27 protein-coding genes and 1 pseudogene are annotated in these 24826 nt (G+C 71.8%); 17 read left to right on the top strand and 11 right to left on the bottom strand.

The genetic code is table 11. The features are described from left to right. The first annotated feature begins 10 nt into the window (after positions 1-10). The 3 genes from ACYVNR_RS19180 to ACYVNR_RS19190 all read left to right on the top strand — a co-directional run bounded on the left by ACYVNR_RS19180 (position 11) and on the right by ACYVNR_RS19190 (position 2091). Positions 11-424, top strand: a complete 414-nt coding sequence (locus tag ACYVNR_RS19180; protein ID WP_461050260.1) for a (R)-mandelonitrile lyase — start codon at positions 11-13, stop codon at positions 422-424. Between the two features lie 138 nt (positions 425-562). Then, entirely contained in the window at positions 563-1261 is a 699-nt protein-coding gene (locus ACYVNR_RS19185) for a hypothetical protein (protein WP_461050263.1), read from the top strand. Next, positions 1258-2091 (top strand): GIY-YIG nuclease family protein, encoded by an 834-nt coding sequence (locus ACYVNR_RS19190; RefSeq protein ID WP_461050265.1) that lies wholly within the window; start codon positions 1258-1260, stop codon positions 2089-2091. Before ACYVNR_RS19185 ends, ACYVNR_RS19190 begins: the two co-directional genes overlap by 4 nt. 17 nt (positions 2092-2108) lie before the next feature. On the opposite strand, the gene ACYVNR_RS19195 is transcribed toward ACYVNR_RS19190, so the two are convergent. Together ACYVNR_RS19195 and ACYVNR_RS19200 are read right to left on the bottom strand one after the other, a co-directional pair. Further along, positions 2109-2696: a hypothetical protein gene (locus ACYVNR_RS19195; RefSeq protein WP_461050267.1), complete on the bottom strand. Its 588-nt coding sequence runs from the start codon at positions 2694-2696 to the stop codon at positions 2109-2111. A 55-nt stretch (positions 2697-2751) separates the two neighbouring features. Continuing rightward, positions 2752-3564: a hypothetical protein gene (locus ACYVNR_RS19200; protein WP_461050269.1), complete on the bottom strand. Its 813-nt coding sequence runs from the start codon at positions 3562-3564 to the stop codon at positions 2752-2754. A 263-nt stretch (positions 3565-3827) separates the two neighbouring features. Between ACYVNR_RS19200 and ACYVNR_RS19205 the strand changes: the two genes are divergently transcribed. Further along, positions 3828-4256: a hypothetical protein gene (locus tag ACYVNR_RS19205; protein ID WP_461050271.1), complete on the top strand. Its 429-nt coding sequence runs from the start codon at positions 3828-3830 to the stop codon at positions 4254-4256. 99 nt (positions 4257-4355) lie between these two features. On the opposite strand, the gene ACYVNR_RS19210 is transcribed toward ACYVNR_RS19205, so the two are convergent. Then, entirely contained in the window at positions 4356-4745 is a 390-nt protein-coding gene (locus ACYVNR_RS19210) for an OsmC family protein (protein WP_461050273.1), read from the bottom strand. A 116-nt stretch (positions 4746-4861) separates the two neighbouring features. Between ACYVNR_RS19210 and ACYVNR_RS19215 the strand changes: the two genes are divergently transcribed. The 5 genes from ACYVNR_RS19215 (at position 4862) to ACYVNR_RS19235 (ending at position 9690) form a co-directional block, all read left to right on the top strand. Beyond that, a complete protein-coding gene (locus ACYVNR_RS19215) occupies positions 4862-5341 on the top strand; it encodes a DUF4440 domain-containing protein (protein ID WP_461050275.1) in 480 nt (159 codons plus the stop codon). A 9-nt stretch (positions 5342-5350) separates the two neighbouring features. After that, positions 5351-6442 (top strand): DNA glycosylase AlkZ-like family protein, encoded by a 1092-nt coding sequence (locus tag ACYVNR_RS19220; protein ID WP_461050277.1) that lies wholly within the window; start codon positions 5351-5353, stop codon positions 6440-6442. A 25-nt stretch (positions 6443-6467) separates the two neighbouring features. Further along, a complete protein-coding gene (locus ACYVNR_RS19225; RefSeq protein WP_461050279.1) occupies positions 6468-7043 on the top strand; it encodes a dihydrofolate reductase family protein in 576 nt (191 codons plus the stop codon). Between the two features lie 278 nt (positions 7044-7321). Then, on the top strand, positions 7322-8410 hold the full coding sequence (locus ACYVNR_RS19230; protein WP_461050281.1) for a semialdehyde dehydrogenase: 1089 nt from the start codon (positions 7322-7324) through the stop codon (positions 8408-8410). Continuing rightward, on the top strand, positions 8407-9690 hold the full coding sequence (locus ACYVNR_RS19235) for an NAD(P)/FAD-dependent oxidoreductase (RefSeq protein WP_461050283.1): 1284 nt from the start codon (positions 8407-8409) through the stop codon (positions 9688-9690). The genes ACYVNR_RS19230 and ACYVNR_RS19235 overlap by 4 nt, the downstream gene beginning before the upstream one ends. Before the next feature lie 89 nt (positions 9691-9779). Here ACYVNR_RS19235 and ACYVNR_RS19240 read toward each other — a convergent pair. Further along, a pseudogene (locus ACYVNR_RS19240) lies at positions 9780-10277 on the bottom strand (DUF6578 domain-containing protein); the annotation flags it as partial. Between the two features lie 22 nt (positions 10278-10299). On the opposite strand from ACYVNR_RS19240, the gene ACYVNR_RS19245 reads away from it, so the two are divergent. The 3 genes from ACYVNR_RS19245 to ACYVNR_RS19255 all read left to right on the top strand — a co-directional run bounded on the left by ACYVNR_RS19245 (position 10300) and on the right by ACYVNR_RS19255 (position 12217). Then, complete coding sequence (locus tag ACYVNR_RS19245; protein WP_045189218.1) at positions 10300-10533, top strand: DUF4287 domain-containing protein; 234 nt, start codon at positions 10300-10302, stop codon at positions 10531-10533. Further along, positions 10530-11186, top strand: a complete 657-nt coding sequence (locus ACYVNR_RS19250) for a class I SAM-dependent DNA methyltransferase (protein WP_461050285.1) — start codon at positions 10530-10532, stop codon at positions 11184-11186. Before ACYVNR_RS19245 ends, ACYVNR_RS19250 begins: the two co-directional genes overlap by 4 nt. 134 nt (positions 11187-11320) lie before the next feature. Continuing rightward, complete coding sequence (locus ACYVNR_RS19255; protein ID WP_461050287.1) at positions 11321-12217, top strand: thermonuclease family protein; 897 nt, start codon at positions 11321-11323, stop codon at positions 12215-12217. A gap of 22 nt (positions 12218-12239) precedes the next feature. On the opposite strand, the gene ACYVNR_RS19260 is transcribed toward ACYVNR_RS19255, so the two are convergent. The 5 genes from ACYVNR_RS19260 to ACYVNR_RS19280 form a co-directional block, all read right to left on the bottom strand. After that, positions 12240-13004: a GNAT family N-acetyltransferase gene (locus tag ACYVNR_RS19260; protein ID WP_461050289.1), complete on the bottom strand. Its 765-nt coding sequence runs from the start codon at positions 13002-13004 to the stop codon at positions 12240-12242. 48 nt (positions 13005-13052) lie between these two features. Further along, positions 13053-13646 (bottom strand): dihydrofolate reductase family protein, encoded by a 594-nt coding sequence (locus ACYVNR_RS19265; RefSeq protein WP_458799120.1) that lies wholly within the window; start codon positions 13644-13646, stop codon positions 13053-13055. Between the two features lie 32 nt (positions 13647-13678). Then, on the bottom strand, positions 13679-15709 hold the full coding sequence (locus ACYVNR_RS19270) for a vWA domain-containing protein (RefSeq protein ID WP_461050292.1): 2031 nt from the start codon (positions 15707-15709) through the stop codon (positions 13679-13681). A gap of 61 nt (positions 15710-15770) precedes the next feature. Beyond that, on the bottom strand, positions 15771-16190 hold the full coding sequence (locus tag ACYVNR_RS19275) for an SRPBCC family protein (RefSeq protein ID WP_461050294.1): 420 nt from the start codon (positions 16188-16190) through the stop codon (positions 15771-15773). Positions 16191-16263: 73 nt separating this feature from the next. Continuing rightward, on the bottom strand, positions 16264-17661 hold the full coding sequence (locus tag ACYVNR_RS19280) for a sigma 54-interacting transcriptional regulator (protein WP_461050296.1): 1398 nt from the start codon (positions 17659-17661) through the stop codon (positions 16264-16266). A gap of 124 nt (positions 17662-17785) precedes the next feature. On the opposite strand from ACYVNR_RS19280, the gene ACYVNR_RS19285 reads away from it, so the two are divergent. Together ACYVNR_RS19285 and ACYVNR_RS19290 are read left to right on the top strand one after the other, a co-directional pair. Further along, positions 17786-18499, top strand: a complete 714-nt coding sequence (locus tag ACYVNR_RS19285) for a hypothetical protein (protein WP_461050298.1) — start codon at positions 17786-17788, stop codon at positions 18497-18499. Positions 18500-18619: 120 nt separating this feature from the next. After that, positions 18620-19501, top strand: coding sequence for a DUF429 domain-containing protein (locus ACYVNR_RS19290; protein ID WP_461050300.1), 882 nt, complete (start codon positions 18620-18622; stop codon positions 19499-19501). Between the two features lie 45 nt (positions 19502-19546). Here the strand turns inward: ACYVNR_RS19290 and ACYVNR_RS19295 are convergent, their stop codons facing one another. After that, positions 19547-20653: an SGNH/GDSL hydrolase family protein gene (locus ACYVNR_RS19295; RefSeq protein ID WP_461050302.1), complete on the bottom strand. Its 1107-nt coding sequence runs from the start codon at positions 20651-20653 to the stop codon at positions 19547-19549. Positions 20654-20727: 74 nt separating this feature from the next. Beyond that, a complete protein-coding gene (locus tag ACYVNR_RS19300; protein WP_461050304.1) occupies positions 20728-21975 on the bottom strand; it encodes an RNA polymerase sigma factor in 1248 nt (415 codons plus the stop codon). 56 nt (positions 21976-22031) lie between these two features. Here ACYVNR_RS19300 and ACYVNR_RS19305 point away from each other — a divergent pair, with 56 nt between their 5' ends. The 3 genes from ACYVNR_RS19305 (at position 22032) to ACYVNR_RS19315 (ending at position 24784) form a co-directional block, all read left to right on the top strand. Continuing rightward, complete coding sequence (locus ACYVNR_RS19305; RefSeq protein ID WP_461050306.1) at positions 22032-23165, top strand: glycoside hydrolase family 76 protein; 1134 nt, start codon at positions 22032-22034, stop codon at positions 23163-23165. Between the two features lie 86 nt (positions 23166-23251). Beyond that, positions 23252-24391 carry an alpha/beta hydrolase family protein gene (locus ACYVNR_RS19310; protein ID WP_461050308.1) on the top strand — a complete coding sequence of 380 codons (1140 nt, stop codon included), beginning with the start codon at positions 23252-23254 and terminating at the stop codon, positions 24389-24391. Positions 24392-24457: 66 nt separating this feature from the next. After that, positions 24458-24784 (top strand): hypothetical protein, encoded by a 327-nt coding sequence (locus tag ACYVNR_RS19315; RefSeq protein WP_461050310.1) that lies wholly within the window; start codon positions 24458-24460, stop codon positions 24782-24784. Positions 24785-24826 lie beyond the last annotated feature (42 nt).

Genomic DNA, 24826 nt, shown 5'->3' on the forward strand with positions numbered 1-24826 from the left:
AAGGAAACCCATGCAGATCACCCGCAGCTCCGTCGACACCGTCAAGGGTCCCAGCGACTGGTTCACCGGCGACGTCTACATCGACGCGGTCGCCGCGGCACCGTCGCCCTCGCGCGTCACGGCCAACCTCGTCCACTTCATGCCCGGCGCCCGCACCCACTGGCACCGGCACCCGCTCAGCCAGACCGTCTTCGTCACCGAAGGCGTCGGCCTCTGCCAGCGGCGGGGCGGGCCGGTCGAGGTCATCCGCCCCGGAGACCGCGTCCTCTTCGAGGCCGACGAGGAGCACTGGCACGGCGCCGCGCCCCACCGGCTCATGGTGCACCTCGCCATCAACGAGGGCGACGCCGACCACGACGTCGCGCACTGGCTGACGCCGGTCACCGACGAGGAGTACGCCGCCGCACCCACCACCGAGGCCTGACGTAGGCGCAGCGGTGCTTGGGCCACGGGTACCTCATCATCGACGTCATTCGGATCTTCGGTGTGGCCCCGCGCGGTCTGGTTCAGCGCCATATAGGTTTGGCCCTCAAGATGGTTGAACGGTGGAGGTTTGCGGGACATGGCAGCGCTGGTGTCGTTCTATGGCGAGAAGCCCGTCGACCTGCCAGACGGTCCTGAACGGCTGTATATCGAGCAGCAGCCCCTGAGCGATGCTGACGAGTACGAGGTGGGCTACCCAGAGCCTGACGTCGTCTACGTGCGGCACCCCGTGAGCAGGACGCGGCTCATCCCGCTGGCGAGTTACCACTCGCAGATCCTCGTCGAGAAGACAAACGACGCGATCGCGATGCTCACGGCCCTTGGAGCCAGCAAGATCGAGCTGTCCTACTCGGGCAGGATCTCCGACCAGGCGAAGGCAGACGTCGAGATCCTGTTCGGCATGCTGAGCTTCGGCGGCAACAAGAACGACTCGGAGCACGTCCGCGGCATCTATCAGGCCAGCGGTGACGGAGCTCGGCCCAGAGCGCTCCCGCAGTTGCTGTGGATCGACCAGCCGGGATGGCGCGGGATCATCGACGGCCGACTTCACGGTGGTCTGCGCGAGTTCGCGCTCACATTCACGTACGAGCACGACACCGGCGTCGACGCGGACCTGGCTTCGAACGCCCGCCAAGTGGGACTCCGCCTCGGCGGGGAGTTCAGGAAGGCGCACCGGGTCTCGTTCAACCTCTGCGGCGAGTTTCCCCCTCTGGACGACGCCGCACCCGAGCCGGACACCGGCAGCCAGGACCGCGAAACGCGCAGCGCAAACCAATGACCACCGAGTCCTGGGGCGGGGACCTCAACCTCGGCCACCTCATGACCGCGAGCGGCCTCGACCCATCCGAGGTTCTCGTGGTGCGCCACACCTACAACGACGAGGGCCTCCTCCGTGGCCTCACGACCCCGGATCGTGTTCTCTCCTACACACGAGAACAGTCCCTGCGTTTCAAGGCGGAACAGCCCCGCATCTGGCTGAACTTCTTGGCCGCCGGCGGTCGACGCTGCCGGTACTGGGGTGCGTTCGAGAATCACGGAGAGGTGATCGCCGAGCGGACCGCCTTCCTGCGGTTCTTCGACCTTCGCCCCATCGACGTCTGGGCCTCCCTCGCGAACCGGCTCGTCACGGAGTGGTCAAAGGACGCGATTAACTGGGCGAAGAAGGGCGCTGCCGCGGCTACCTTTCCTGTCGTCGAGATCGCCGACCCGCAGAACGTCGAGTTCCCGGGCTTCGACCGCCTCGTCCTGACGAGGGCCGAGCTACGCACTGCCCTGGAGGACTCGCGCTACGCCGCATGGCGCACCGCCCTCGGGTCGGTTCAGGGCGTCTACCTCATCTCCGACGTGAGCTCCGGGAAGCACTACGTGGGCAAGGCCGACGGCGGGGATCGCATCCTCGGCCGCTGGTCGACCTACGCCCGGGACGGGCACGGCGGCAACATCGAGCTGCGCGCTCTGGCGCAGTGCGACCCCGACCACGCTCGCCACTTCGTCTTCTCGCTGCTGCGAGTCTTCGGTCCGGACGCCCCGAACGCGGAGGTCGACGCTGCGGAGGCACACTTCAAACGTGCCCTGCTGACGCGCGAGTTCGGCCTGAACCGCAACTGACGCAGCCCTCGGGACCGTCAGGACCGGAACTGGAACTCGGTCACAGCGTCGGGGTCGACGCTCTTGATGAGGCCGTCGTAGAAGACCTTGGTCTGCTCGCGCAGGAGGTCATCGTTATCGACAAGGTACTGTCGTCGCGCCCCGTCGTTGAGGACCTTGTTCACCATCTGCATCTGGTCGATGTCGGGTGTCACCCAGCTCAACACATCGTTGTCCTCGACGGCCACCATGAACGTCGGCTGGTCGTAGCCGATGAAGATGAACTCCGGAACCGAGATGACGTACTTTCCCGGAGCCACTGTCGTGACCTTTATCTTCGCGCCGTCGACACCGAGTTTTGCCTTGAAGGCGTATTGCAGAAAGAGCTTCTCGCCTGTGCCCGGGACGGTCTGGCCGAAGATCTCCCTGTTTCGCCTCTCCTCCTTTATGCCTTGGATGCCGAGGCGGAGAAGAGAGACCTCCTGCGTTCGCTCTATCGCTTGGACGACCTGGGAGTCGTTCGAACTCGATCCGATGCCAAGCGGTGTCAGCCAGCCCTTGGCCTGCACGATGGAGAAGATCCCGAGGGCAACGAGAAATGTGAGGACCATGGTCAGGCCGCGCACGGCAAGCCTGCGTAGTCGCGGCGACATGAGGTCGTGAGCCTTTCGGTTCCGCCGGTCAGACCGGCGACGCGGTGTTGGTCGGCGCCAGGGAGGCGAGGAAATCCGGGTTGAGGTCGGCTTCATCGAAGGCACCGAGCTCGCCGCGCAGACCACGAGCGAAGGTGTCTGAGAGCCGGTGTCCCATTGGCCGGAAGGTGACGAAGGTGATCCCGCCCGACACGACCCCACCGAGAACCGGCACGGCCTTCGTGATGGTCTTCTCCACGGTCTTCTTCGTTATCTTCTGGCCGATGATTGCTCCGACCTTCTTCACCACGGGGTACCAGACGGTCTTGGTAAGCGCTTGGCTCGCAACCTTCTTGCCGAGATTGGCCCCGGCCTTCTTCGAGACCTGGTTCACCAGGGCCGCGGCACCGCCGGCACCGAACATCACCCCCAGATAGGCGACGATCCGGATCTTCGCGTCCTCGGAGAGCTGGTCGTTGCCGCCATCAAAGATCTCGTCCTCTCCGAAGAGAAATGCGATCTGCTGAGCCATGTTGATCGCAAAGCCGAAGTAGGACGCGACGTCTGCCGCGCCCGCGGGAAGCATCAGAGCGGGGTTGGCGGGCATCCCGGTGACGAACGACACCGCGGACGTCTTGACCGTGCTCCGGCGGACGATGGCCGTGGCCTTCTTCTCGAGTGCCTCCACGGTGAAGACCACGTGCGGACCGTGTTCGACGATCGCCTCGAGATGCGACGAACCGGCGAACTCCTTCCGCAGGAAGGACTCACGGTCGACCCTGACTACGGGCAGCTTCGCCACCGCACCGATCGTCTGGATTGTCTTGTCGTAAAGATCGTCCTGGGTCAGCTGCCCTACCACGACTTCTCGTTCTCCATTCATCAGAAAGGTCTGTGACGCGAGGCAGCGTGCGCGGCCTGGGCCTCGTGAACGGGCGTCGCCTGGAACTACGAAAGGCGGGTACCGCGGCGGGCGCGCTCAGCATATGCGAGGGAGTCAGCGACAAGAGGCCAGCGGCGAGGGTGTTTCTCTGCAACGCGGAAGAAAGTCGAAGAGCGTTACGGTTCTCCGCATACGAACACGCCGATGGCCGGGCTTCCGCACCGATGCCCTAATCTCACACAGTGAGTTTCCGCATTTCCGTTGTCGTCTTTCCTTTCATGGCTGGTGCGCTCCTCGCCGGGTGCTCCGGTAGCAGCGGCCCGAGCCAGCCGGCCACCACTTCAACCGTGACTCGAACCGCCGTCGTAACTGAGACGGTCCAGCCGACGGTGACCCTCACGGTCACCGCCACCCCGACGGCGAATCCATCGGCCTTCCCCAAGGGGTTTCCCAAGACCGTCGCGGTCAGCAAGATCCCGTCGCACATGCGCGGTGAAGCGAACGGTGCCGCGCAGGCGATCGCCATCGCACCCGGCGTTTGGACGGCTCTTGCACCTGGAGCCTCGGTTCTTGAATCAGCCACCTACGGCACGCGATTCGGCTACTGCGCCTCTATCCGGGCCTACGAGAGCAAGTTCACGGTCGAGGAGGTGGGCAACTCCTGCTGGTGACAGACGCGTAGCCGCCAGCACCCTGAGCGCACGTCATGCCCTCCTCAAAGAGCACTCGGGCACGCATCCACCGTGACCGACTGATCCCAGCCGTAGGGATCAGTAGCTCCTCGTCACCGGCGCACCCTCTCGCAGCGCCCGCGGGATCTCGGCAACCTCGTCGACGACGGACTGGAGGTGCGCGACCTCCTCGGTGGCGGCAGGCGAGTCGACCGTGACGGCATACGTGATGCCGGTCGAGCGCCACTCGTCGTCGAAGGCACCGTCGGCCTCCACCGCGGCGCCGTCAACCTGTATGCCGAGACGTCGGGCCTCGCGGTAGGTGTCGTTGAGCACGCACAGCGCGACCGACAGGTGCAGCACGTGGGCACCATTCGTGACCGGGGCTGCGACGACACCCTCGTCGGTCCAGCTGTGCTGCAGGGCAACGCCCTCCGCGTCGCGAAGGCTTCCGGCAGAGGCGCGGACGCCGAAGGCAGAGAGATCCATCCACCGATTCTGCCCCCGGCACGGCCCCTCCCGCCCGAACCGTCGTGCCCGATCGAAAGAACACTCCGTCTCCTGCTGACCGCTCTTTCGAAGGCTCTGGTGGTTAGGGTCGGCGGGTGACCGATGCCGCGCTCGAGCATGACCGCCAGTCGGACCTGAGCGCGATCCAGTCTGTGGTCGACTCGTTCTTCTCGGCCTTCGCCACCGGGCCTGGACTGGCCGAACGGATGGCAGCACTCCGCAGCCTGTTCGTGCCACGCGCCGTCGTGACGAGCACGTGCGGACGCGAGCCGACGGTGATGGACGTGGACGCGTTCATCGTGCCCCGCCACACGCTGCTCGGGCAGGGCCGCCTCACCGAGTTCAGCGAATGGCCCACCGGCGGTCGCATCGACGTCTTCGGCGACATCGCCCACTGGTTCGGCAGCTACGCCAAGGCGGGGGTGCAGGTGGGGGCCGCGATCGAGGGCCGCGGGATGAAGTCGATCCAGCTCGTGCGCACGGCAGCCGGCTGGCGGATCACCGCGGCCGCCTGGGACGACGAGCGGCCGGACGTCGACGTCGACCGACAGGACGTTGTCGGCAGCGCTGGTTAGGGTCTGGCCATGGCGGTGCACCGGCTGAGCCTCGACGACGCGCGGCGCATCGCCGTGCACGCTCAGCTGCTCGACGAGCCGCGACCCACCGACCTCGTCGAGACGGTCGAACGACTGACCATGCTGCAGATCGACCCGACGGCGGCCATCGCACCCAGTGCCGACCTCGTGCTGTGGAGCCGGCTCGGCGCCGGCTACCGGCCCGAGCAGCTCACCGCGGCCGTCGAGCACGACCGCACCCTCCACGAGACCGTCGCCTACATCCGGCCCGCCCGCGACGTGCCGACGGTCATCGCGGAGTGGGTCGGTCGGGAGTTCCACCCGGCGATCGTCGACTGGCTCGAGGCGAACGAGCAGTTCCGGCGCGACATCCTCGCCCGGCTCGCGGCCGAGGGGCCGCTGCTGTCCCGCGACATCCCCGACACCAGTGCCGTCCCGTGGCCCTCGAGCGGATGGACCAACAACCGCAACGTCACCAAGATGCTCGAGTCGATGGCGCGGCGCGGGCAGATCGCCGTCTCCGGCCGCAAGGGGCGCCAGCGCTACTGGGACCTCCCAGAGCGGGTCTACGGCGACGGGTTCGAGCTGCCCTACCACAAGGAGGCCACGCGGCTGCGCAACGAGCGCCGGCTCGAGTCCCTCGGCATCGCCAGGGCGAGTGGTCCGGAGCTGCCCGGCGAGCAGGCCTACGTCGGCGAGGCCGGCGAGCCCGCCGAGGTGGAGGGGGTGCCGGGCACGTGGCGCGTCCACCCGGCATACCTCGATGTCCCGAGCACCTTCGAGGGCCGCGCCGCGCTCCTGTCACCGTTCGACCAGCTCATCCACAACCGGGTCCGCGCCGAGCAGCTCTGGGGCTACGAGTACATCCTCGAGATGTACAAGCCCAAGGAGAAGCGCCGGTGGGGCTACTTCGCGCTGCCGATCCTCCACCACGACCGGCTCGTCGGGAAGCTCGACGCCCAGGCCGACCGCAAGGCGGGGCGACTCGTCGTCAACGCGGTCCACGAGGACGTCCGGTTCACCCAACGCGTACGCCGTGACGTCGATCGTGAGATCGCCTCTCTTGCAGAGTGGCTCGGCCTCGAGCTCGTCACCCCCTGACCCAGCCCGCTGAGCAAGGAGCCCCATGCGCAAGGTCGTCCTCTACACGATCACCTCGCTCGACGGCGCCGTCGACGACCCCACCCGCGCCTTCCCGCCCGACGTCGACCCCGACAAGCCGCAGCCGCCCACCTTCGACGACGGCCTCATCGCCCGCGAGGCCGAACTGCTGGCCACGCAGGATGCCGTCCTGCTCGGGCGCCACATGTACGACGAGTGGGCCCGCTACTGGCCGACGTCCGACGAGCAGCCGTTCGCCGACTTCATCAACGGCGTGAAGAAGTACGTCGTCACCTCCTCGCCCCTCGGCGTCCAGTGGGGCGACGCCGAGGCCGTGACCGGACCGCTCGCCGACATCGTCCGCGACCTCAAGGGCACCGAAGGCGGCGACATCGGGGTGCACGGCAGCATGGAGCTCGCCCAGTCGCTGCTCGCCGAGGGGCTCGTCGACGAGCTCCACCTCGCCGTCGCGCCGGTCCTCGACCCCGAGGGCCGGCGGCTCTTCGAGACGGGCACCGACCTGCAGCGGCTCGCCCTCGTCAGCGCGACGCCGACCGTCAGCGGCGCCCTGTGGCTCGTCTACCGCCCGGCGTCCCGTTGACCCGGTAGCCGCGCGCGGCCCTGCGCCACTGCGCCGACGGGCACGCGTCCTTCGACCCGAGCGACCACGTGGCCTCGAGACGCTTCGGCAGCTCAGCCATGACCCCGGCCTAGGCACGCGTACCCAATCCCACCACGTATGCGGCCCGAAGCGTTCCCCGACGTATCACCCCACCCGCTCGCTCCTCCTCTCGTGCAACGGCGCCCGCCCACCCCGGGTGCGCAGCCCTCGACGCAGGTCCGTCGAACCACACGCCGCACGACGCACGGGGAGCACCCATGACCAGCCAAACCGACAGTCGCACCCACAGTCCCAGCACGTTCGCCTTCACGGTCCACCCGCGCGCCCGCCTCGGCGAGGACCTCGCCCGGGTGTGGGCTCCTCTCGGCCGCGTGCCCGACCCCGTCTACGACACCGCGCTCCGGCGTCTCCCGCTGCGCCCGGTCACCATGGCCGGCGTCCACATCGGCGGGCAGCGCGTCGGCCACGTCGTGCTCGTGCCCTACGGCGCGCGCCACCTGCTCACCTCACCCGGCGAGGGCCGGGCCCGCGTTCACCGTGCGGTCGACAAGGCCCGCGCCCTCGGCTGCGACGTCGTGGGGCTCGGCGCGCTGACCGCCACGGTGACCGCGGGCGGGGTGTCGCTGCGCAGCCGCACCGACATCGGCGTGACGAACGGCAACGCGTTCACCGCCGCCATCGTCGACGACCAGGCCCGCCGGCTGCTGCGCGACGCCGTCGACCACGCGTCCGACCCGCACGTCGCGGTCGTCGGCGCGACCGGCAGCGTCGGAGCCGCCGTGACGCGGTTGCTGGCCCGCGACCGGGCCGCGGCACGCTTCACCCTCGTCGCCCGCTCCGCCGGCCGGCTCGACGCGCTCGCCGCCGAGGTCGGCCGCCAGGTGCCGACGTCCACGGCGACCTCGATGGAGGCCGTCGCCGACGCCGACCTCGTCATCCTGCTCACCGCCAGCGCCGACGCGCTGCTCGGGCCGGAGCACCTGGGGCTCGGTGCCGTCGTGCTCGACGCCACCCAGCCACGCAACACCTCCCCGACGCTCGTCGCCGAGCGCCCCGACGTGCTCGTCGTCGACGGTGGCGTCGTGGACATCCCCAGCCTGCGACTCGTCGGCGGCAACATCGGGCTGCCCGACGGGCGCGCGTACGCGTGCTTCGCCGAGACCGCCTTGCTCGCCCTCTCCGGACACCGGGGCCACTTCTCGATCGGGGTCCCGACGCTCGAGCTCGTCGACCGCACCCGCGAGCTCGCGACGGGCCTGTCGCACCTGGGCTTCCGGGCGGCGGAGCCGACGAGCTTCGGCCGGCCCGTCGCCGTCGGCCGGGCCTCGATGGGGATGGCGTCGTGACCACGCACCTGCGCTCCGGCCACCGCGCCCGGCACCGCGTCGTGCTGCTCGGCGGCGGCTACGTCACGCTCCACGCGTACGCCGGGCTCATGCGTCATGCGGGGCGCGCCGTCCGTGACGGCGCGGTGCAGGTGGTCGTCATCAGCGCCGACGCCGCCCACAGCTTCCACGGGTTCACCGGCGAGGTGCTCGCCGGCCTGCTCCCCTACGACCGCACCCGCACGCCGCTCGCCGAGGCGATGCCGCACGCCCACGTCGTCATCGGCCGCGCGGTCGACATCGACGCGGAGCGTCGGGTCGTGCGATACGAGCAGGAGGGCGAGACCGGTATCCGCGTCCTCGACTACGACGACCTCGTGGTCGGCACCGGCGGACGCGAACCGGCGACGGCCGTGCCGGGCCTGGCTGAGCACGGCTTCACGCTCAGGGCGCCCGGCGACATCGAGGCGCTCGCCGACCGGGTCCGGGAGGCCGCCGCCTTTCGCGGACCACGCCGCCACACCGTCGTCGTGGCCGGCGGCGGGCTGGCCGGGGTCGAGATGGCCGCCGCCGTCGCCGACCTCGGGGGTGCCCGACTCCGCGTGGAGCTCGTGCACTCCGGGGCGCACCTGCTGCCCGAGCTGCGCGAGGCGCAGCCGGGGCTGGCGGCCCGGGCGGCCCGCGAGCTGAAGCGGCTCGGCGTCCGCGTGCGGCTCGGCGTGCGCCTCACCTCGGTGACCTCCGGCCACGCGTACCTCTCCGACGGCACCAGCCTGACGGCGACCACGGTGATCGCCACGATCGGCCAGCGACCCGTGCAGGTCCCGGGCCTGGACGGGCACCGCGACCCTCGCGGTCGCCTCGTCACCCGGCCCGACCTGTCGGTCGTCGACCACGTGTGGGCGGCCGGCGACGCCGCCTGCGTCGTGCACCCGAGGGGCGGCGAACCCGTCCCCGCGAACGCCCTCTGGGCGATCAAGGGCGGCGAGCACGTCGGACGCAACCTTGCTCGGACGGTGCGCGGTCGAGAGACCCGGCCGTTCGCGTACCGGGGGCTGGGCCAGGCCGCATCGTTCGGCCTCGGGCGCTCGATCTCCGAGCTCTACGGCATCCCGTTCACGGGCTGGGTCGCGTGGGTGCTGCGACTGACCTTCTTCCTGCGGTTCATGCCGTCGCGGCGCAAGGCGGTCCAGGTCGTCGGTGACCTCGCCCGGGTCGCCCGCCGGGGTCGGATGCCGGGTGCTGCGGTCGGGTCGGCGTCCCTCCCCGTTCCCGACGCCGCGGAGTCGCGCCCCGCCTGACGGCCGCTGCGCTCAGCGGGGCTCTCCTCGACGTCGAGATCGACGACGTAGCCGTTGAACGACAGCCCTTCGACCTCGTCCGACCCGTCGGCGGAGGTCACGATCCTCGACTCGCCGGGTGCCCAGTCCCGCTCACGGACGAACCTTCCGTGGATCGCCCGGATCTCGCGGACGAGCCCATGGACGACCGGCGCGTCCTCGGGGACCGCGCCGTGGTGCTCCTCGGCGTGGGTGATGCGCTGTGCGATCTCGGCGCCTGCCACGTCGTCGAAGAAGCGCCCGCGCGGGATGTCCCGCAGGGTCCACCCGACCCGTGACCCCACCGCGAACGGCTCGCCGCAGCACTGCTGCTGCCAGGCATCGACCCACACGACGTAGCGCATACCCACACTCTGCCAAGCGGCGCGACGCCCTACCCATCGGGCGGTGCGCGCCTCCCTCGCTTCCTGCGCACGCGCACTACCGTGGACCCCCGAGACGCAGCGGACGCGTACGCGGCGGACTCGTGTCCGGGCTGCGAACTCCGCCCGGGAGGCCGCGTCGACGAGCGTGTCGAGAACCGACCGGCTCGTTCGACGTCTGGGCATGACCACGACTGCAGGAGCACCGATGACCACACCGACCGCCGCCGCCAAGGGCCCGGCCTCCTACTTTCCGTCGATCGAGAAGACCTACGGTCAGCCGATCGACCACTGGATCGAGCAGGTCCGCCGGCAGCACGCCGCGGGCACGACCAGGCACGGCGAGCTGGTCTCGTGGCTCAAGGGCGAGCACGGTCTCGGGCACGGCCACGCCAACGCCGTCGTCGCCCACACCCTCGGGCTGATCAGGGCCGAGGTGTGACGCCCCGCTCAGACGAGCCGGCATACGTCACCGAGACGCGGACGGCCTACGACACGGTGGCGGTCGACTACGCGAGCCTCCTCGAGGACGAGCTCGCCGGCAGCCCGCTCGACCGGGCGCTGCTCGCGCACTTCGCAGAGCTCGTGCTCGGCGAGGGCGGCGGTCCCGTGGTCGACGTCGGCTGTGGACCCGGGCGCATCACCGGCCACCTCGCGACGCTGGGTCTCGAGGTCGGCGGGGTGGACCTCTCGCCCGGCATGGTCGCCGAGGCGCGGCGGCGCCACCCCGACCTCGAGTTCCGGACCGGCGCGCTCGCGGCGCTCGAGGTCGCCGACGAGTCGCTCGCGGGCGTCGTGGCGTGGTACTCGGTCATCCACACCCCGCCCGACGACCTGCCCGCGGTCTTCGCCGAGCTGCACCGCGTCATACGGCCGAACGGGATCCTGCTGCTCGCGTTCCAGACCGGCGGCTTCAGCGTCCGCCGCGATCAGGCCTACGGGCACGCGGTCACCTTCGAGGCGCACCGGCACGACCCCGACCGCGTCACCGCCCAGCTCGCCGACGCCGGGCTGCGCGTGACGGTTCGCACCGAGCGCGCCCCACAGGACTACGAGACGACGCCGCAGGCCTTCCTCCTCGCCCGGCGGGGGTGACCGCCGACCCTCCCCGGTGCTGCCCGGTCGAGTCATTTTTTCCTGCGAATGCCCTTGCAGGAATGACCGATTCGCAGGACGGGGACGATTCGGACGCCTACGGTGAACGGGTTGTCACAGGGGAGCAGGAGCACATGCGCAGCCGCAGGACCAAGGCACTGACCGTCGTCGCGGGCATCGCCGCCATCGTCGCGATCGGCGGCAACGCGGCCCAGGGCTCCGACGACCCCAGCCTCGCGGGCCTCGAGCCCGCGGTCACGGTGACGACCACCCCGTATGCCGCCACGCCCACGACCCCGGGCACGACCACGCCCACGACGCTGGGCACCACGGCGGCGTCGCGACCTGCCGCCCGCGCGTCTGTCCCCATGCCCTCCCCACCCGAGCCGGCGGCGCCCAAGACCTCACCCAGGGCCACGAACCCGGCGCCGGCCGCCTCCGCGACGTGGGTCGTGACGAAGGTCGTCGACGGCGACACCATCTGGGCATCGCGGGCAGGCGTCACCCATAAGGTCCGCGTCATCGGCATCGACACCCCCGAGATCGGCCAGTGCGGCTACTCCGAGGCGAGCCGCAACCTCCGCGGCATCATCGGCGGCCAGCAGGTCACGTTGACGGCCGGCGCCCGTGACGACGTCGACCGCTACGGCCGGCTGCTGCGCTACGTCGACGTCAACGGCGTCGACGCCGGGCTGCGCCAGATCAAGCAGGGCTTCGCTGTCGCCCGCTACGACTCGCGCGACGGCTACGGCCGGCACTCGCGCGAGGCCGCCTACGTGCGGGCCGACCGGTCGAGCCCGGAGGCCCCGTGCGCCATGCCCTCGACCGGCACGGGCATCAGCTCCGCCGGATCGTGGCCGCTGCCGGGTGACAAGCACCCGTGCCCGCAGTCGCGCCCGGTCAAGGGCAACGAGGACTCGATGATCGCCCACGAGCCGGGCGACCGGTACTACGGTGTGACGAACCCCGAGCAGTGCTTCACCACCATGAGCGCGGCCGAGGCAGCCGGCTTCCGCCCCGCCTGGGCCTGACAGCCCAGGCTCGCCTCCCGCGTCAGTCGTCGAGCTCGAGGACGCAGGCGGTGCCGACGTCGACGAAACCGATCCGCCGGTAGATGTCCGCGGCGGCGTCCGACCCGGCCGAGAGGAACACGAGGTCGACCCCCTGCTCGCGGCAGGCTGCGACGAGTGAGCGGGTGATCGCGGTGCCGTGGCCGCGGTGCCGATGTCCCGGAGGCACGGCGATGCCCATCAGCTCCGCGACGTCGCCGCGTGGTGCCGCCGACCCGGCGCCGCAGAGTCGGTGGCCCTCGAAGGAGGCCACGACGACGAGGTCGCCGCGCTCCATCAGCTCGGGCCGCCGCCCGGGGTCCTTCGGCTCCACGTCGTCGCGCCCGGCGAACCCGGCCGACACCGATCCCAGCGCGACCGACAGGTGCGGCTCGGCCGGTCTGAGCGGCCGGGCTCGCGGGTCCGCCTCCACGAGCACGTCACTCGGCATGACGAGCAGCGGGTAGCGGTGCGGCTCGTGCCCGGCACCGCGCACCGAGGGCAGGAGGGTCGGGGTCACCTCGTCGACCCACTCGATGGCGCGCGGCACGTCGAGCTGACCCTGGCGGTCGAGCACACGGCATACGTCGGTGGTCGTGAAGACTCCTCGACCGCCGAGGCGGGGTCTCGCGTAGAACTGCCAGCCCGTTCCCGGACCGGCGACGAAGAGCGTGAACGGGCCGACCTCCTCGGCCGACGCGACGGCGCGCGGCACGCAGTCGTAGTAGCTCTCGATGCGGGCGAGCCGCTCGTCGCACCCGCGCGTCATGCGGTCACCATGACAGGCACGCACGACCCCGAGCGAGCGGATTTCCGGTCAGCCCGTCCGCACGGGGTAGACGAGGTGGGTGACGCGCTCGCCCTCGACGACGGTTGTCGGGTCGGCGAGCACGACCTGCCCGGCGACCTCGGTGAAGTAGGGGCGGCCGACGCCCAGGAAGCACGGCACGAGGTCGACCGCGACCTCGTCGAGCAGTCCCTCGGCGATGCACTGGCTCGCGATCTCCCCGGCGGCGACTCCCACGTCGGCTTCGCCGGCGATCTGCCTGGCCCGGGCCACGGCGTCGTGGATGCCCGTGGTGACGAACTCGACGGTGCCACCGGGGTATCCCCAGCCGTCCGGCGGGCTGTGCGTCAGCACGACGACGGGCACCCCCAGCGGGTGGGTGCCCTTCCAGCCGTCGGTGATGTCGAAGAGCCGGCGGCCGACGACGAGCGCCCCCAGCCGCGCCACCCAGCGGGTCCAGTAGTCGTGGTCGACCGCGCTCAGGTGGAACGTCATGTCGCCACCTGCCGCGGTCCACGGTCGATCGCCGGCCTCGTACCAGTCGAAGAGGGGGCCCACCTCGTCGTCGGGCCCGGCGACGAAACCGTCGAGAGACGTCGACGCCGACGAGATCACCCTGCCCATGCAGCCGTCCTCCTGTCGTGTGGTGGTGCCGGTCAGCGGCCTCCGCGGCGCGCTCGCAGGTAGTCGGCGACGACGTACTCCCCCAGCCGCGACACGTCGGGCGTGAAGACGCGGCCGCCGGCGCGGCGTGCGACCGCGTCGACGAAGCGGGCGAGGCCGGGGTCGTCCCCGAGCATGAAGACGTTGAGGGTGGCGCCGGAGCGCCGCAGCTCGTCGACCTGACGGATCGTGGCGCGGATCGTCTCCTGCGTTGCGGGCCAGTGGAACTCGGGCATCCCGTCGTCGGCGATGTGCGCGGTGGGCTCGCCGTCGGTGACCACGAGAACGATCGGCTCGGCCTCCGGGTGTCGCCGCAGGTGTCGAGAGGCGAGCATCAGCGCGTGCTGGAGGTTCGTGCCCTGCACCCACTCGGGCTCGGCCTCGGTGAGCTCGACGGGCGTGAGCCGTCGAGCGGCGAGGTTGAAGCCGATGATCTGCAGGGCGTCGTGGCGGAAACGCGTGGCCACGAGGTGCGACAGCGCGAGCGCCGTCTGCTTCATCGGCCCCCACCGTCCCTCGTGCAGCATCGAGAACGACATGTCGACGCACAGCGCGACCGCCGCCTGCGCCCGCCGCTCGGTCTCGATCACCTCGAAGTCCTCGACGAGAAGGTCGACTCCGCCGCCGTCACCCGATGACGTATGCCGCCGGGTCGGGTTGCGCCGCAATGCGTTCGAGACCGTGCGCACCGTGTCGAGCGGCAGCTCGTCGCCGAAGCGCCACTCGCGGCTGAGCCCGGTCGGCTCGTCGGCCTGACCGGCGGAGTGGTCGTCGTGGTCTCCGCGACCGGCGGCGTCGATGTGCTCGAAGACGCGGCGCAGGGCGGTCTCACCGAGCCGTCGGACGGCACGAGGTGTCAGGCGCAGACCGTCGTCGCCGCGCGAGACGAAGCCCTGGCGCTCGAGCTCGCGCTCCAGCTGGCGCAGCGCCTGGAAGTCGCGGGTCGCGTCGGCGCCGAGGTACTGCTCGAGCCGCTCCACGTCGACGTCGTCGAGCGTCGCGCCGAAGTAGGCCTGACCCAGCTGCTCGTCGAGCTGCTCGAGGTCGGCCACCTCCGCGACGGCCTCGACGGCCTGACCCCACGGCATCGGCTCGCCGCCGGGCTGGCCACCGCGCACCGGGGACGACCGGTCGAGCCCGGGCCGGAGCGCCCGGAGGTTGTCGGAGAGCTGCGCCATCTGCGAGGCCAGGTCGGGATCGCCGAGTGCGTCCGCCATCAGCTGGGCGAGCTGTTCGCGCTGCTCGCGGCTCAGTGACGAGAGCAGCCGCTCGGCCGCGGCCTGCCGCCTGGCGAGGGCGTCGATGAGCTCGTCGACGTTCTGTGGGTTCTCCGGGAACAGGTCGCCGTGCTTGTCCATGAAGTCGCGGAAGAGGTCCTCGGTGTCCTCTCCCCGAGCGTGCGCGGCGAGCAGCTGGTTGAGGTCGGCGAGCATGTCCTTGACCCGCTGCATCGCCTCGGGGTCGTTGCCCGAGAGAGCCTGCTTGAGGCCCTCGAACTGCGCGCCGACCACCTCGCGCTGCAGCATCTGGGCGATCTGCTCATAGGTCTGGCGTGCCTCGTCGGAGTGCCACTGGTAGTCGCTGAGCGCCCGCACGGCGCCGGCCACGTCGTCGGGCACGGTCGCGAGGTCCATCTCGGCGAGACGGGCGTCGTCACCGTCCTCGGACGCGAGCTGGTCGCGCTCCTGCGCGAGGGCCTGGTCGAGAAGGCCGCGGACCTGGTCGAGCGTGCCGCCGAGGTCCCCGCGCCGCCGCGCTGCCTCCCGGAGCCGACGTACGCGATCGGCGAGGTCGTCGAGGCCGCGCCGGCCGTCGGTGCCGCGCCGCAGCAGCTCGCGCAGCGACTCGCGCAGGCTTCCACCGGCGAGGACGTCCTGGCCGACCTCGTCGAGGGCGGCCCGCACGTCGAAGGGTGGCGCCAGCGGGTCGGGCTGTCCACCCGTCCACGGCGCGTAGCGGAACCGGCCGTGGGCGTTCGGGCCGTCGGCGCCGGAGTACGGGTCGCGGGGCTGGTCGGGACTCACCACCCCACGCTACGTCCGGCCCCTGCCGATCCGTCCAGACCTGCGGCCGAGATCGCTGCGGCTACGCCTTCTTCGCCGCGATCTCGTCGAGCCGGCTCGCGATGGCGGCAAGCGCCTCGTCGAGTCCCTGCTGCATGCCGTCGAAGTCGTGCGGCGTCGTGAGGCTCAGCTCGATGCGGGTGCCGGAGCCGCCGTCGTCGTGGAGGCGCAGCGTGCCGTGGTAGTCGCTCTCGCCGGGCGATCCCCAGCTGATCGAGTGGTCGGCGTCGTCGGCCTTGAACCAGGCGTCCGACACGACCTTCTCGTCGGAGCCGTCCTGGTCGGCGTCGACGATCGCCGTGGTGCGCACCGTGCCGGACTCGACCTCGTGGGCCTCGGTCATGCGCGGGAAGTACTCGGGCAGGTGCTCGGGGTCGGAGATGTAGTCGAAGGCGTCGGTGACGTCGTGCGACACGGTCGTGGTTGCGGTGTAGTCACCCATGGGAGGCACCTACCCGACAACACCCCCCTGCAACCGGGCGTGCAACCGGGCGCCCAACCGGTCCGGGCGCCGCTCACGCCCCGTAGACGGTGCGTCCCGCGACGCTGTCCTTGTCGATGCGGCGGGTCAGGTGCAGGCCCTCGAGCACGAACTCGACCGCGGCAGCGACCTGCCCGGGCGTCGCGTCGTCGCCGTGACCCAGCCGGTCGAGCACCTTGGACAGGCCCGAGACCGGACCGACCTGGGCCAGCAGCTCCGAACCCGGCACGAGCTCGCCGGTCTCGACGACGGCACCGTCGACGAAGAGGTTGGTGAAGCCGGTGAGGTCGAGACCCGCGAGCCGCGATCGGTAGGTCTCGGCGATCGCGAGCCGCAGCAGGTGGGTCAGCACGTCGCGCTCGCGCCCCTCCTCACCCATCTCGAACTCGACCTTGCCGAGGAGGGTGGGCACGACGGTGGGCACGTCGCAGACGCGCGCGACGGCATACGGCTCCCCGACCCGGGCGGCCCGGCGGAGCGCCGAACCGGCCACGCCCTCGGCGCCCGCGATGGCGAAGCGCGCCGAGACGCCCGACCGCTGGTCGACGGCCGACGACTCGCGGAGCCCGCGGGTGAAGCGCGCCACCACCTCGAGCAGGTGCTCGGGCACGTCGGCGACGAGCGCCGACTCCTGGGCGATGAGGGCGACCTCGTCACTGACCTCGGTCGGGTAGTGGGTGCGGATCTCGGCCCCGAAGCGGTCCTTGAGCGGGGTGATGATGCGGCCGCGGTTCGTGTAGTCCTCGGGGTTGGCGGTCGCCACGAGGAGCAGGTCGAGCGGCAGCCGCAGCGAGTAGCCGCGGATCTGGATGTCGCGTTCCTCGAGCACGTTGAAGAGGGCGACCTGGATGCGCTCGGCGAGGTCGGGCAGCTCGTTGAGGCCGAAGATGCCGCGGTTGCTGCGCGGCACGAGGCCGTAGTGCACCGTCTCGGGGTCTCCGAGCGTGCGGCCCTGCGCGACCTTGACGGGGTCGACGTCGCCGACGAGGTCGCCGACGCTCGTGTCCGGCGTCGCGAGCTTCTCGGTGTAGCGCTCGCTGCGGTGCCGCCAGGTGACCGGCAGGTCGTCACCGAGCTCGGCGGCGAGCCGACGGCAGCGCACGCACGACGGCTGGTGCGGGTCGTCACCGATCTCGCAGCCCTCGACGACGGGACTCCACTCGTCGAGCAGCCCGGCGAGGGTGCGCATGAGTCGGGTCTTGCCCTGGCCGCGCTCACCGAGCAGCACGAGGTCGTGACCGGCCAGGAGCGCCGTCTCGAGCTCGGGCAGCACGGAGTCCTCGAAGCCGACCATGCCGGGAAAGGCGTCCTCGCCGGCGCGCAGCCGGGCGAGCAGGTTCTCGCGGATCTCGCTCTTGACGCTGCGGTGGACGTGGCCGGTGGCCCGCAGCTCGCCGAGGGTGGCCGGGCGACCCGGCGCGGTGAGGCTCATTGCCTCACGCTACGTCCGAGTTGCGACGGTGTCGAAGGACCGTCCACCCCGCATGGATGGCAGGCGCCGCCTGCCGAGGCCGGCCGGCCGCGTGAACGGCTCACGGGACACTAGGGTGACCGGCATGACGCCGCGCCGCCGACCGGTTGCCGGTCTGCCGTCCACCGGGCGCGTCGCGCTCGGCCTCCTCGGGGCCCTGCTCATCGGGTACGCCTACGGCTGGGCCACGTCGGCGATCCCCTCGCCGAGCGACCCCGAGGTCTTCTGGGTCGCGAACCTCGCCGCCCCCTTCGTCGTCCTGCCCTTCGCGGTGGCGTCGTGGGTCGAACGTCGTTGGGGGGCGGGGCCCGCGACCGCGGTGTCGTCGGGTGCCATCGTCGGCGCCGGCATGGTGGCCGGGTTCTACGGGCTGCACCGCGTCGGGAGGGATCCGTCGGCCGATCCCGGTCACGCGGAGACCGCGGCGGGCACCTACGCGAGATGGCTCTCCACGTTCGTGCTGGGCCGGCCGGGCGGCATACCGTGGCTGACGATCGGCATCACGGTGGGATGCGTCGCGGGGCTCCTCGCCTGGCTGTGGTCCCGGCGGGCTGCCCGGTGGGCCGGCCTTCTGGGGGTGTCACCCCTTCTCATCGAGCCGTTGGCACGAATCACCCTCGGGGCCCGCGGGATTCCGCTCGCGGGTGGCTATCCTCGCCTGCCCGGCAACGTGGCGATCTGGGCCCTCGAGGCGGCGGTCGGCGGGGTGGCGGTGTGGCTCACCGTGCGGGCCCACGCCGACGCACGCGCGAGCAGCAGGAGCCGGGGCGATCGCGAGGAGGCGGTCGGGGCCGCCTGAGCGGGTCGGGGCCCGTTCTGGCGCGGTGGCTGCGTCACCGTGGCACGGGGTGCAACAGTGCCGTGGCCAGCTCGCCGCGGCGGTGCACCCTCGGGCTCGCCGGTTTGGTTGGGTGGGGGCATGGACATCGAGGCGTGGCGGCATCGACTGCACGACTTCGCCGGGGAGCTGGCTCGCGAGTCGCGGACGGCACCCGCGCGCGACACCGCGGTGCGGGAGGCGTACGCCGACGCCGGCCGGGCGCTGGCCCGCCTCGACGCCGCGCTGGCCGAGTCGCACACCACGACGACGGTCCCGCCGCCCCTCGAGGTCGCCGCACCGGTCCTCGGGGTGGACGGCTGCAAGGCCGGCTGGGTCGGCGCGGTGCTCGAGCCCGGCGCCCCGCGGCCGCGGGTCGTCGTCGCGCCGACGATCAGCGAGCTCGTCGCGATGGTGCGCGAGTCGCTGGGCATCCGCGTCGTCGGCATCGACATCCCGATCGGCCTGCCCGACAGCTCGATCCGCCGCGCCGACCAGCTCGCGCGCAACGCCCTGCCCGGCAAGTCGTCGTCGATCTTCTCGACGCTGACGAGGGCGGCCTACCTCGCGGGCACACGGCTCGAGGCCGACGCCGTCAACCGTGGCCTCGTCGGTCAGGGCGTCGGCGCGCAGGCCTTCGCACTGCGCGACAAGATCGTCGAGGTCGACGCCTGGGTGCGCACGCGCCCCACCGTCACCGTGCTCGAGGTGCATCCCGAGCTGTCGTTCGCGACGATGACGGGCGCCCCGATCAAGGCGAGCAAGAAGACCGACGAGGGTCGTGCCCAGCGCCTCGGCGCCCTCGCCGACGCGGGCCTCGCCCGCCCGTCCGTGCTCGAGGGCCAGGGGTATGCCGCCGACGACGTGCTCGACGCCTGCGCGGTCGCGTGGACCGCGGCGCGTCACGCGGCAGGTCTCGCGCGCCCGCTGCCCGATCCACCGGAGACCTTCTCGGACGGCATACCGGCCGCGATCTGGGCCTGAGCGCGGCACCCGCGACCGGTCGCCGCGCTCAGGACACCGGCGGGCTCAGCCGGTGACGGCCGTCCGCAGTCCGCCTGCGGTGGCGTCCCAGCCGGGCTGGGTGGGGTGGACGAACTCGGCGACGTCGCGTCCCGGCGTACCGACGGGGACGAGCCACGCGTTCGAGTTGTCGGCGACGGCGTGCGGCTCGAGCCCGTGCACGTGGCCACCCCACGTCTGCTTGACCGTGCCGACGAAGTGGTAGCGGTCGGCGCCCGGCTCGGCGTTGAGCTCGGCGATGCCGCGGGCCTGGAGCTCGTCGCCGTAGCGCTGCAGCTCGTTGAGCGCCGCGCCCGCGTCGTAGGTCGGTGCAGCCTCGGGGATGCCGTAGCTCTCGGTGTTCACCAGGTACGGGTAGCTGAGCAGGTAGATCTCGGCGCGTCCACCGGAGCGGGCCTCGACCGCGCGCAGGGCGTCCTTGGCACGGTCCATCATCGACGGCGCCTTGGCACGCGCCGACTCGAGGGTGTCGCGGCAGCTCGAGGGGTCGCGCACGATGAGGCAGTTCGTGACGATCGTGGAGAACCCGAGGTCGTTGCCACCCATGGTGAGGAAGACGAGGTCGGTCGACGACGTGACCGCGTCGATCTGGGGCCGCACGACGAGCTGGCACGAGACGGTGCCCGTGTAGAGGCTGCCGACGCCGGCCCCCGCGACGAACGTGTAGCGGTAGGAGAAGTCGGGCTGCGCCGGAACCCCGCAGAGCCGCTCGGTCTGGGCGCGACGGAACCACTCGGCCTGCTGGTCGGGGTAGGTGGCCGGGTCGACGGAGTAGGTCGCGGACTTCGTGAACGCGTCACCGAGGTCGCGCGGGTTCAGGATGTCGGCGACCACGCCGCCGCTGCAGGCCCGGTCGACGTAGGCGGCCCCGATCGAGGCCGCGACCTGGCTGCCGTAGTTGCGGGGGGAGCGGTAGCAGCTGCGCTCCTCGTAGGAGCCGGTGCCGTTGCCCGCCGAGTACGAGTCGCCGAGCTGGACGACCTGCTTCTGCGTGGCGGCGCCGGCCCCGGAAGGGCCGGCGAAGGCCGCTCCGGCCGGAGCGGCTGACGCCAGGGCAGCGGCCGTGGCGAGCGCCGCGACGAGGGCGGCGGCAAGGCGGGTCGAGCGTGGCACGTGGGACTCCTTCGTCCGGGACGGTGTCGTGGGGAAACGACACCGCCCCCGCGAAGGTCACGGAACCGTGCAGATCAGAGGCCGTCTGCCTTGCGGCGCAGGTGCTGTCGCTCGGGGGTGCTCGTCGTCAGCCGGGCCGCGAGCAGGTAGCTCTCCCGCGCGGCGTCGGTGTCGCCGAGCTGCTCGAGCAGGTGGGCGCGGACGGCGTGCAACCGGTGGTGCTTCGCCAGGCGCTTGTCGCCCTCGAGGTCGGCGAGCTGGGCGAGGGCCGCGGCCGGGCCCTGCACCATGGCGAGCGCCACCGCGCGGTTGAGGGAGACGACGGGTCCGGGTGCGAGCTGCTCGAGCACGTCGTAGAGCGCCAGCACCTGCTCCCAGTCGGTGTCGGCCGCGGTGGTCGCCTCGTCGTGGACGGCAGCGATGGCCGCCTGCACCTGGTAGGGCCCCAGTCGCGTCCGGCTGAGGGCGTCGGTGACGAGGTCGATGCCTTCCCGCACGTACGCCGCGTCCCACCGGGAGCGGTCCTGCTCGGCGAGCGGCACCAGCTCTCCCGACGCCGTCGTGCGCGCGGGACGTCGCGCCTCGGTGAGGAGCATGAGGGCGAGCAGCCCCGTCACCTCGCCCTCGTCGGGCAGCAGGGCATGCACCTGTCTCGTGAGCCGGATCGCCTCGGCCGTCAGGTCGACCCGGGCCACCGCGTCGCCGCTGCTGGCCGTGTGCCCCTCGGTGAACACGAGGTAGAGCACGTGCAGCACCTCACCGACCCGGCCGGGCAGCTCGGCGGCGGGCGGCATCCGGAACTGCGAGCCGGCGTCACGGATGCTCGCCTTGGCGCGGCTGATCCGCTGCGCCATCGTCGCCTCGGGCACGAGGAAGGCGTGGGCGATCTGCGCGGTGGTGAGGCCGCCGACGGCTCGGAGGGTGAGGGCGATGCGCGCTGCCGGGGTCAGCGCCGGGTGGCAGCAGAGCAGCAGCAGCGTCAGGGTGTCGTCGTCGGCCGGGACCGCCCGGCTCGCGTCCGGTGGCGGGCTGACGTGCTCGTCGTCGGGGGTCCGGCTCGCGTCTGCGACCTCACGGCGCACCCGTGCCTCGTCGCTGCGCAACCGGTCGACGAGCCGGCGTGACCCGACCCGGATGAGCCAGGCTCGCGGGTCGTCCGGCACGCCCTCCTCCGGCCACTGGGCGGCGGCCGCGAGCAGCGCCTCCTGCGCGGCCTCCTCGGCACGGTCGAAGTCGCGGTAGCGCCGCACGAGCGCCCCGATGACCTGGGGCGTCACGGTGCGCCACAGGTCGTCGGTCACCATCCCGTCCGTCGTCGGCACGCTCCGACCCTTGCACAGTCACATCGGTGGCGAGCACACGCGGTAGCGTCCGGAGCGTGTCCGCCACGAGTGCCTCGCCCGGGTCAGGAGGCCCGCTCGACGAGCGGGCGGCCGAGGCGGAGCGGTCGGTCGAGGCGCTCTTCGGCGGCCGCCTCGGCCCGGTGCCCTGGACCCACCTCGCTCGGGTCTCGCACCCTGCCGCCGGCAACCGGTGGTTCGGCGACCTGCGGGGCGCCTGGCACTACTGGTGGCAGGCGCACTACCTCGATGCGATCGTCGACGCCGGCCTGCGCGGTCTCCGCACGGGGGACACGGCCGGTGCGGACCGCCACGCGCGGCAGGGCGACCGGCTGCTCGCGACGATCCGGCTGCGCAACCGGGCGCGGTGGGTCAACGACTTCTACGACGACATGGCCTGGCTCGCGCTCGCCTCTGGGCGGCTCGAGGCGCTGCACGCGGAGGTCGGCCGACGGTCGCGACAGCGACGCCTGCGCTCCGCCGGGCGGCAGCTGACCGACCAGCTCCGGTCGGCGCACACCGAGGACCTCGGCGGCGGCCTCTTCTGGAGCCGCGACCGGGACTTCAAGAACAGCCCGGCCACCGGACCTGCCGCCCTGCACCTCGCGCGTCTGGGCGAGACGACCGAGGCGCGGCGGCTCGTTGACTGGCTGTACGCGCGCCTGTGGTCCGCCGACAGCGGACTCGTGCAGGACGGCATACGGCTCCGGTCGGGAGAGGAGGTGCTCGTCCCGGACGTGTGGTCGTACAACCAGGGCACCGTGCTCGGTGCGCTCGTGACGCTCGGTGACGCGCAGAGCCTCGAACGGGCGGCGGCGCTCGTCACCGCCGTCGACACGAACCTCACGGTCCCGGGGGCCGGGGGCCGGGTGCTCCGGACCCACGGCGGCGGGGACGGGGGCCTGTTCACCGGCATCCTCGTGCGCTACCTCGCCGTGGCTGCTGCGCATCGCTCGGGCCTGCCCGACGAGACCCGTGCGGTGGCCCGGCGACTCGTCCTCGACACCGCTGACGCGCTCTGGCGCGGTCGGGGCAGTCTGGCTGTCGCAGGCCGGCGCGACCCCACGGTGTTCCCCCTGGAGCCAGGCGGCCGCGCTCCGGCTCCCCCGCTCGAGCTGTCGCCGCAGCTGCAGGCCTGGACCGTCCTCGAGGCCGCGGCCACCGTGGGCTGATCCCCCAAGGTCTCGGATCGGGCACGAAGGCTGGGAGTGGGCTGGGAATCCGCGGCAGGCGGGGTGAGACTCGGAGGGTGCGCCCCGTGCGATCCACCACCACCAGGCTCCGGGCCGGGCTGACTGCCGGCCTCACCGTCGGCGTGCTGCTCGGGGCCTGCAGCACCGGCGCCGCACCGACCGACGGGGCCGCCGGCAGCCCGGCACCGGCGCCTGCGGCGTCCCGCTCTTCGGCACTCGGCACCTCCACCGCCCCCGTCTCGCCACCGAGCAGCGAACCGACCCGGACCGTCCCCGAGGCGAGCGGCCCCACGCCCAGCCGCGTCCCCAGCGCCCCCAGCGTCCCAGCCGCCCCGGACCCGGCCTCGATCGCGGCGCTCATCGCCACGACGTTCGAGGGCGGCGGTCTGGAGCTGGGCGCCGAGCGCGGCAGCACCAGCGCGTACCGGCAGTACTTCGCGACCTACCGGAGCAACGGGCTGACCATCTCGGGGCGCATCAACGTCCCCCGCGGCAAGGGCCCGTTCCCCGCCGTCGTGCTCGCGCACGGCTACGTCGACCCGGCCGTCTACACCAACGGCGAGACGATGCTCCGCGAGCGCGACCACCTCGCCCGGCAGGGCTACGTGACGCTGCACATCGACTACCGCAACCACGCCCAGTCGAGCAAGGACCCGAGCAACGACTCACGGCTCCGTGCCGGCTACACCATCGACGCCGTCAACGCCGGGCTGGCGCTCAAGCAGTCGTCGCTCGTCGACCCTTCGCGGGTCGCGCTCATCGGTCGGTCGATGGGGGGCGGGGTCGTCTACAACACCCTCGTCGCGCGCCCCGGCCTCTTCCGCGCGGCCGTGGCCTACGCGCCCGTCAGCTCCGACACCGTCGACAACTTCAACAAGTGGGTGCGGCGCGACGCGTCGAGGGCTGGTGCCGCACGCTCGGTGATCGCCCGGCTCGGCACGCCCGAGGCCCAGCCGGCGAGGTGGGCGGCGACGAGCCCGCGCACGTACTTCAGCCGCATCACCGAGCCGCTGCTCATCCACCACGGGACCGCTGACGAGGACTGCCCGATCGCGTGGTCGCGCGAGTCGGTGGCGGCACTGAAGGCGAAGGGCAAGAACGTCCAGCTCTACGTCTACCCGGGCGGGCGCCACACGCTGACCTCGCCGCAGTGGGACACCTCCATCCGCCGCACCGAGGCCTTCCTGCGCCAGCACCTGACCTGATCCGGCGCCCGAGCGCGCTTGTGACTGTGGCAGGTTGGGACTCCGACCTCCACGACAGGAGCACCGTTGCGCACCCTCACCTACCTCGTCGCCACGACCATCGACGGCTTCATCGCCGGACCGGACGGCAGTGACCCGACCGGCCCCGGGGGCTTCTGGCCGGTGTCGCCGGAGTACGTCGCACACCTCGTCGCCGAGTACCCCGAGACCCTGCCGGCGACGGCGCACGAACCGCTGGGTGTCACGGGGCCCTGGCGACACTTCGACACCGTGCTCGAGGGGCGTGGCTCCTACCAGGTCGGCCTCGACGCCGGCATCACCAACGCGTACCCGCACCTGCGGCACATCGTCCCCGCAGGCGTGGCGTCTCAGCGACCACCACGTGGTGGGTGACGCCGTCCTGCTCACCTACGACCGCGCCACCGAACCGGTCGC

Source organism: Terrabacter koreensis, assembly GCF_054783315.1.

Excerpts from the sequence above, each read along its gene's own strand:
- ACYVNR_RS19280 (WP_461050296.1), bottom strand. The coding sequence starts at position 17,661 with ATGAGCCTCACCGCGCCGGGTCGCCCGGCCACCCTCGGCGAGCTGCGG.
- ACYVNR_RS19285 (WP_461050298.1), top strand. The coding sequence starts at position 17,786 with ATGACGCCGCGCCGCCGACCGGTTGCCGGTCTGCCGTCCACCGGGCGC.
- ACYVNR_RS19230 (WP_461050281.1), top strand. The coding sequence starts at position 7,322 with ATGACCAGCCAAACCGACAGTCGCACCCACAGTCCCAGCACGTTCGCC.
- ACYVNR_RS19210 (WP_461050273.1), bottom strand. The coding sequence starts at position 4,745 with ATGGATCTCTCTGCCTTCGGCGTCCGCGCCTCTGCCGGAAGCCTTCGC.
- ACYVNR_RS19220 (WP_461050277.1), top strand. The coding sequence starts at position 5,351 with ATGGCGGTGCACCGGCTGAGCCTCGACGACGCGCGGCGCATCGCCGTG.
- ACYVNR_RS19290 (WP_461050300.1), top strand. The coding sequence starts at position 18,620 with ATGGACATCGAGGCGTGGCGGCATCGACTGCACGACTTCGCCGGGGAG.
- ACYVNR_RS19255 (WP_461050287.1), top strand. The coding sequence starts at position 11,321 with ATGCGCAGCCGCAGGACCAAGGCACTGACCGTCGTCGCGGGCATCGCC.
- ACYVNR_RS19225 (WP_461050279.1), top strand. The coding sequence starts at position 6,468 with ATGCGCAAGGTCGTCCTCTACACGATCACCTCGCTCGACGGCGCCGTC.
- ACYVNR_RS19180 (WP_461050260.1), top strand. The coding sequence starts at position 11 with ATGCAGATCACCCGCAGCTCCGTCGACACCGTCAAGGGTCCCAGCGAC.
- ACYVNR_RS19275 (WP_461050294.1), bottom strand. The coding sequence starts at position 16,190 with ATGGGTGACTACACCGCAACCACGACCGTGTCGCACGACGTCACCGAC.
- ACYVNR_RS19265 (WP_458799120.1), bottom strand. The coding sequence starts at position 13,646 with ATGGGCAGGGTGATCTCGTCGGCGTCGACGTCTCTCGACGGTTTCGTC.
- ACYVNR_RS19245 (WP_045189218.1), top strand. The coding sequence starts at position 10,300 with ATGACCACACCGACCGCCGCCGCCAAGGGCCCGGCCTCCTACTTTCCG.
- ACYVNR_RS19190 (WP_461050265.1), top strand. The coding sequence starts at position 1,258 with ATGACCACCGAGTCCTGGGGCGGGGACCTCAACCTCGGCCACCTCATG.
- ACYVNR_RS19260 (WP_461050289.1), bottom strand. The coding sequence starts at position 13,004 with ATGACGCGCGGGTGCGACGAGCGGCTCGCCCGCATCGAGAGCTACTAC.
- ACYVNR_RS19185 (WP_461050263.1), top strand. The coding sequence starts at position 563 with ATGGCAGCGCTGGTGTCGTTCTATGGCGAGAAGCCCGTCGACCTGCCA.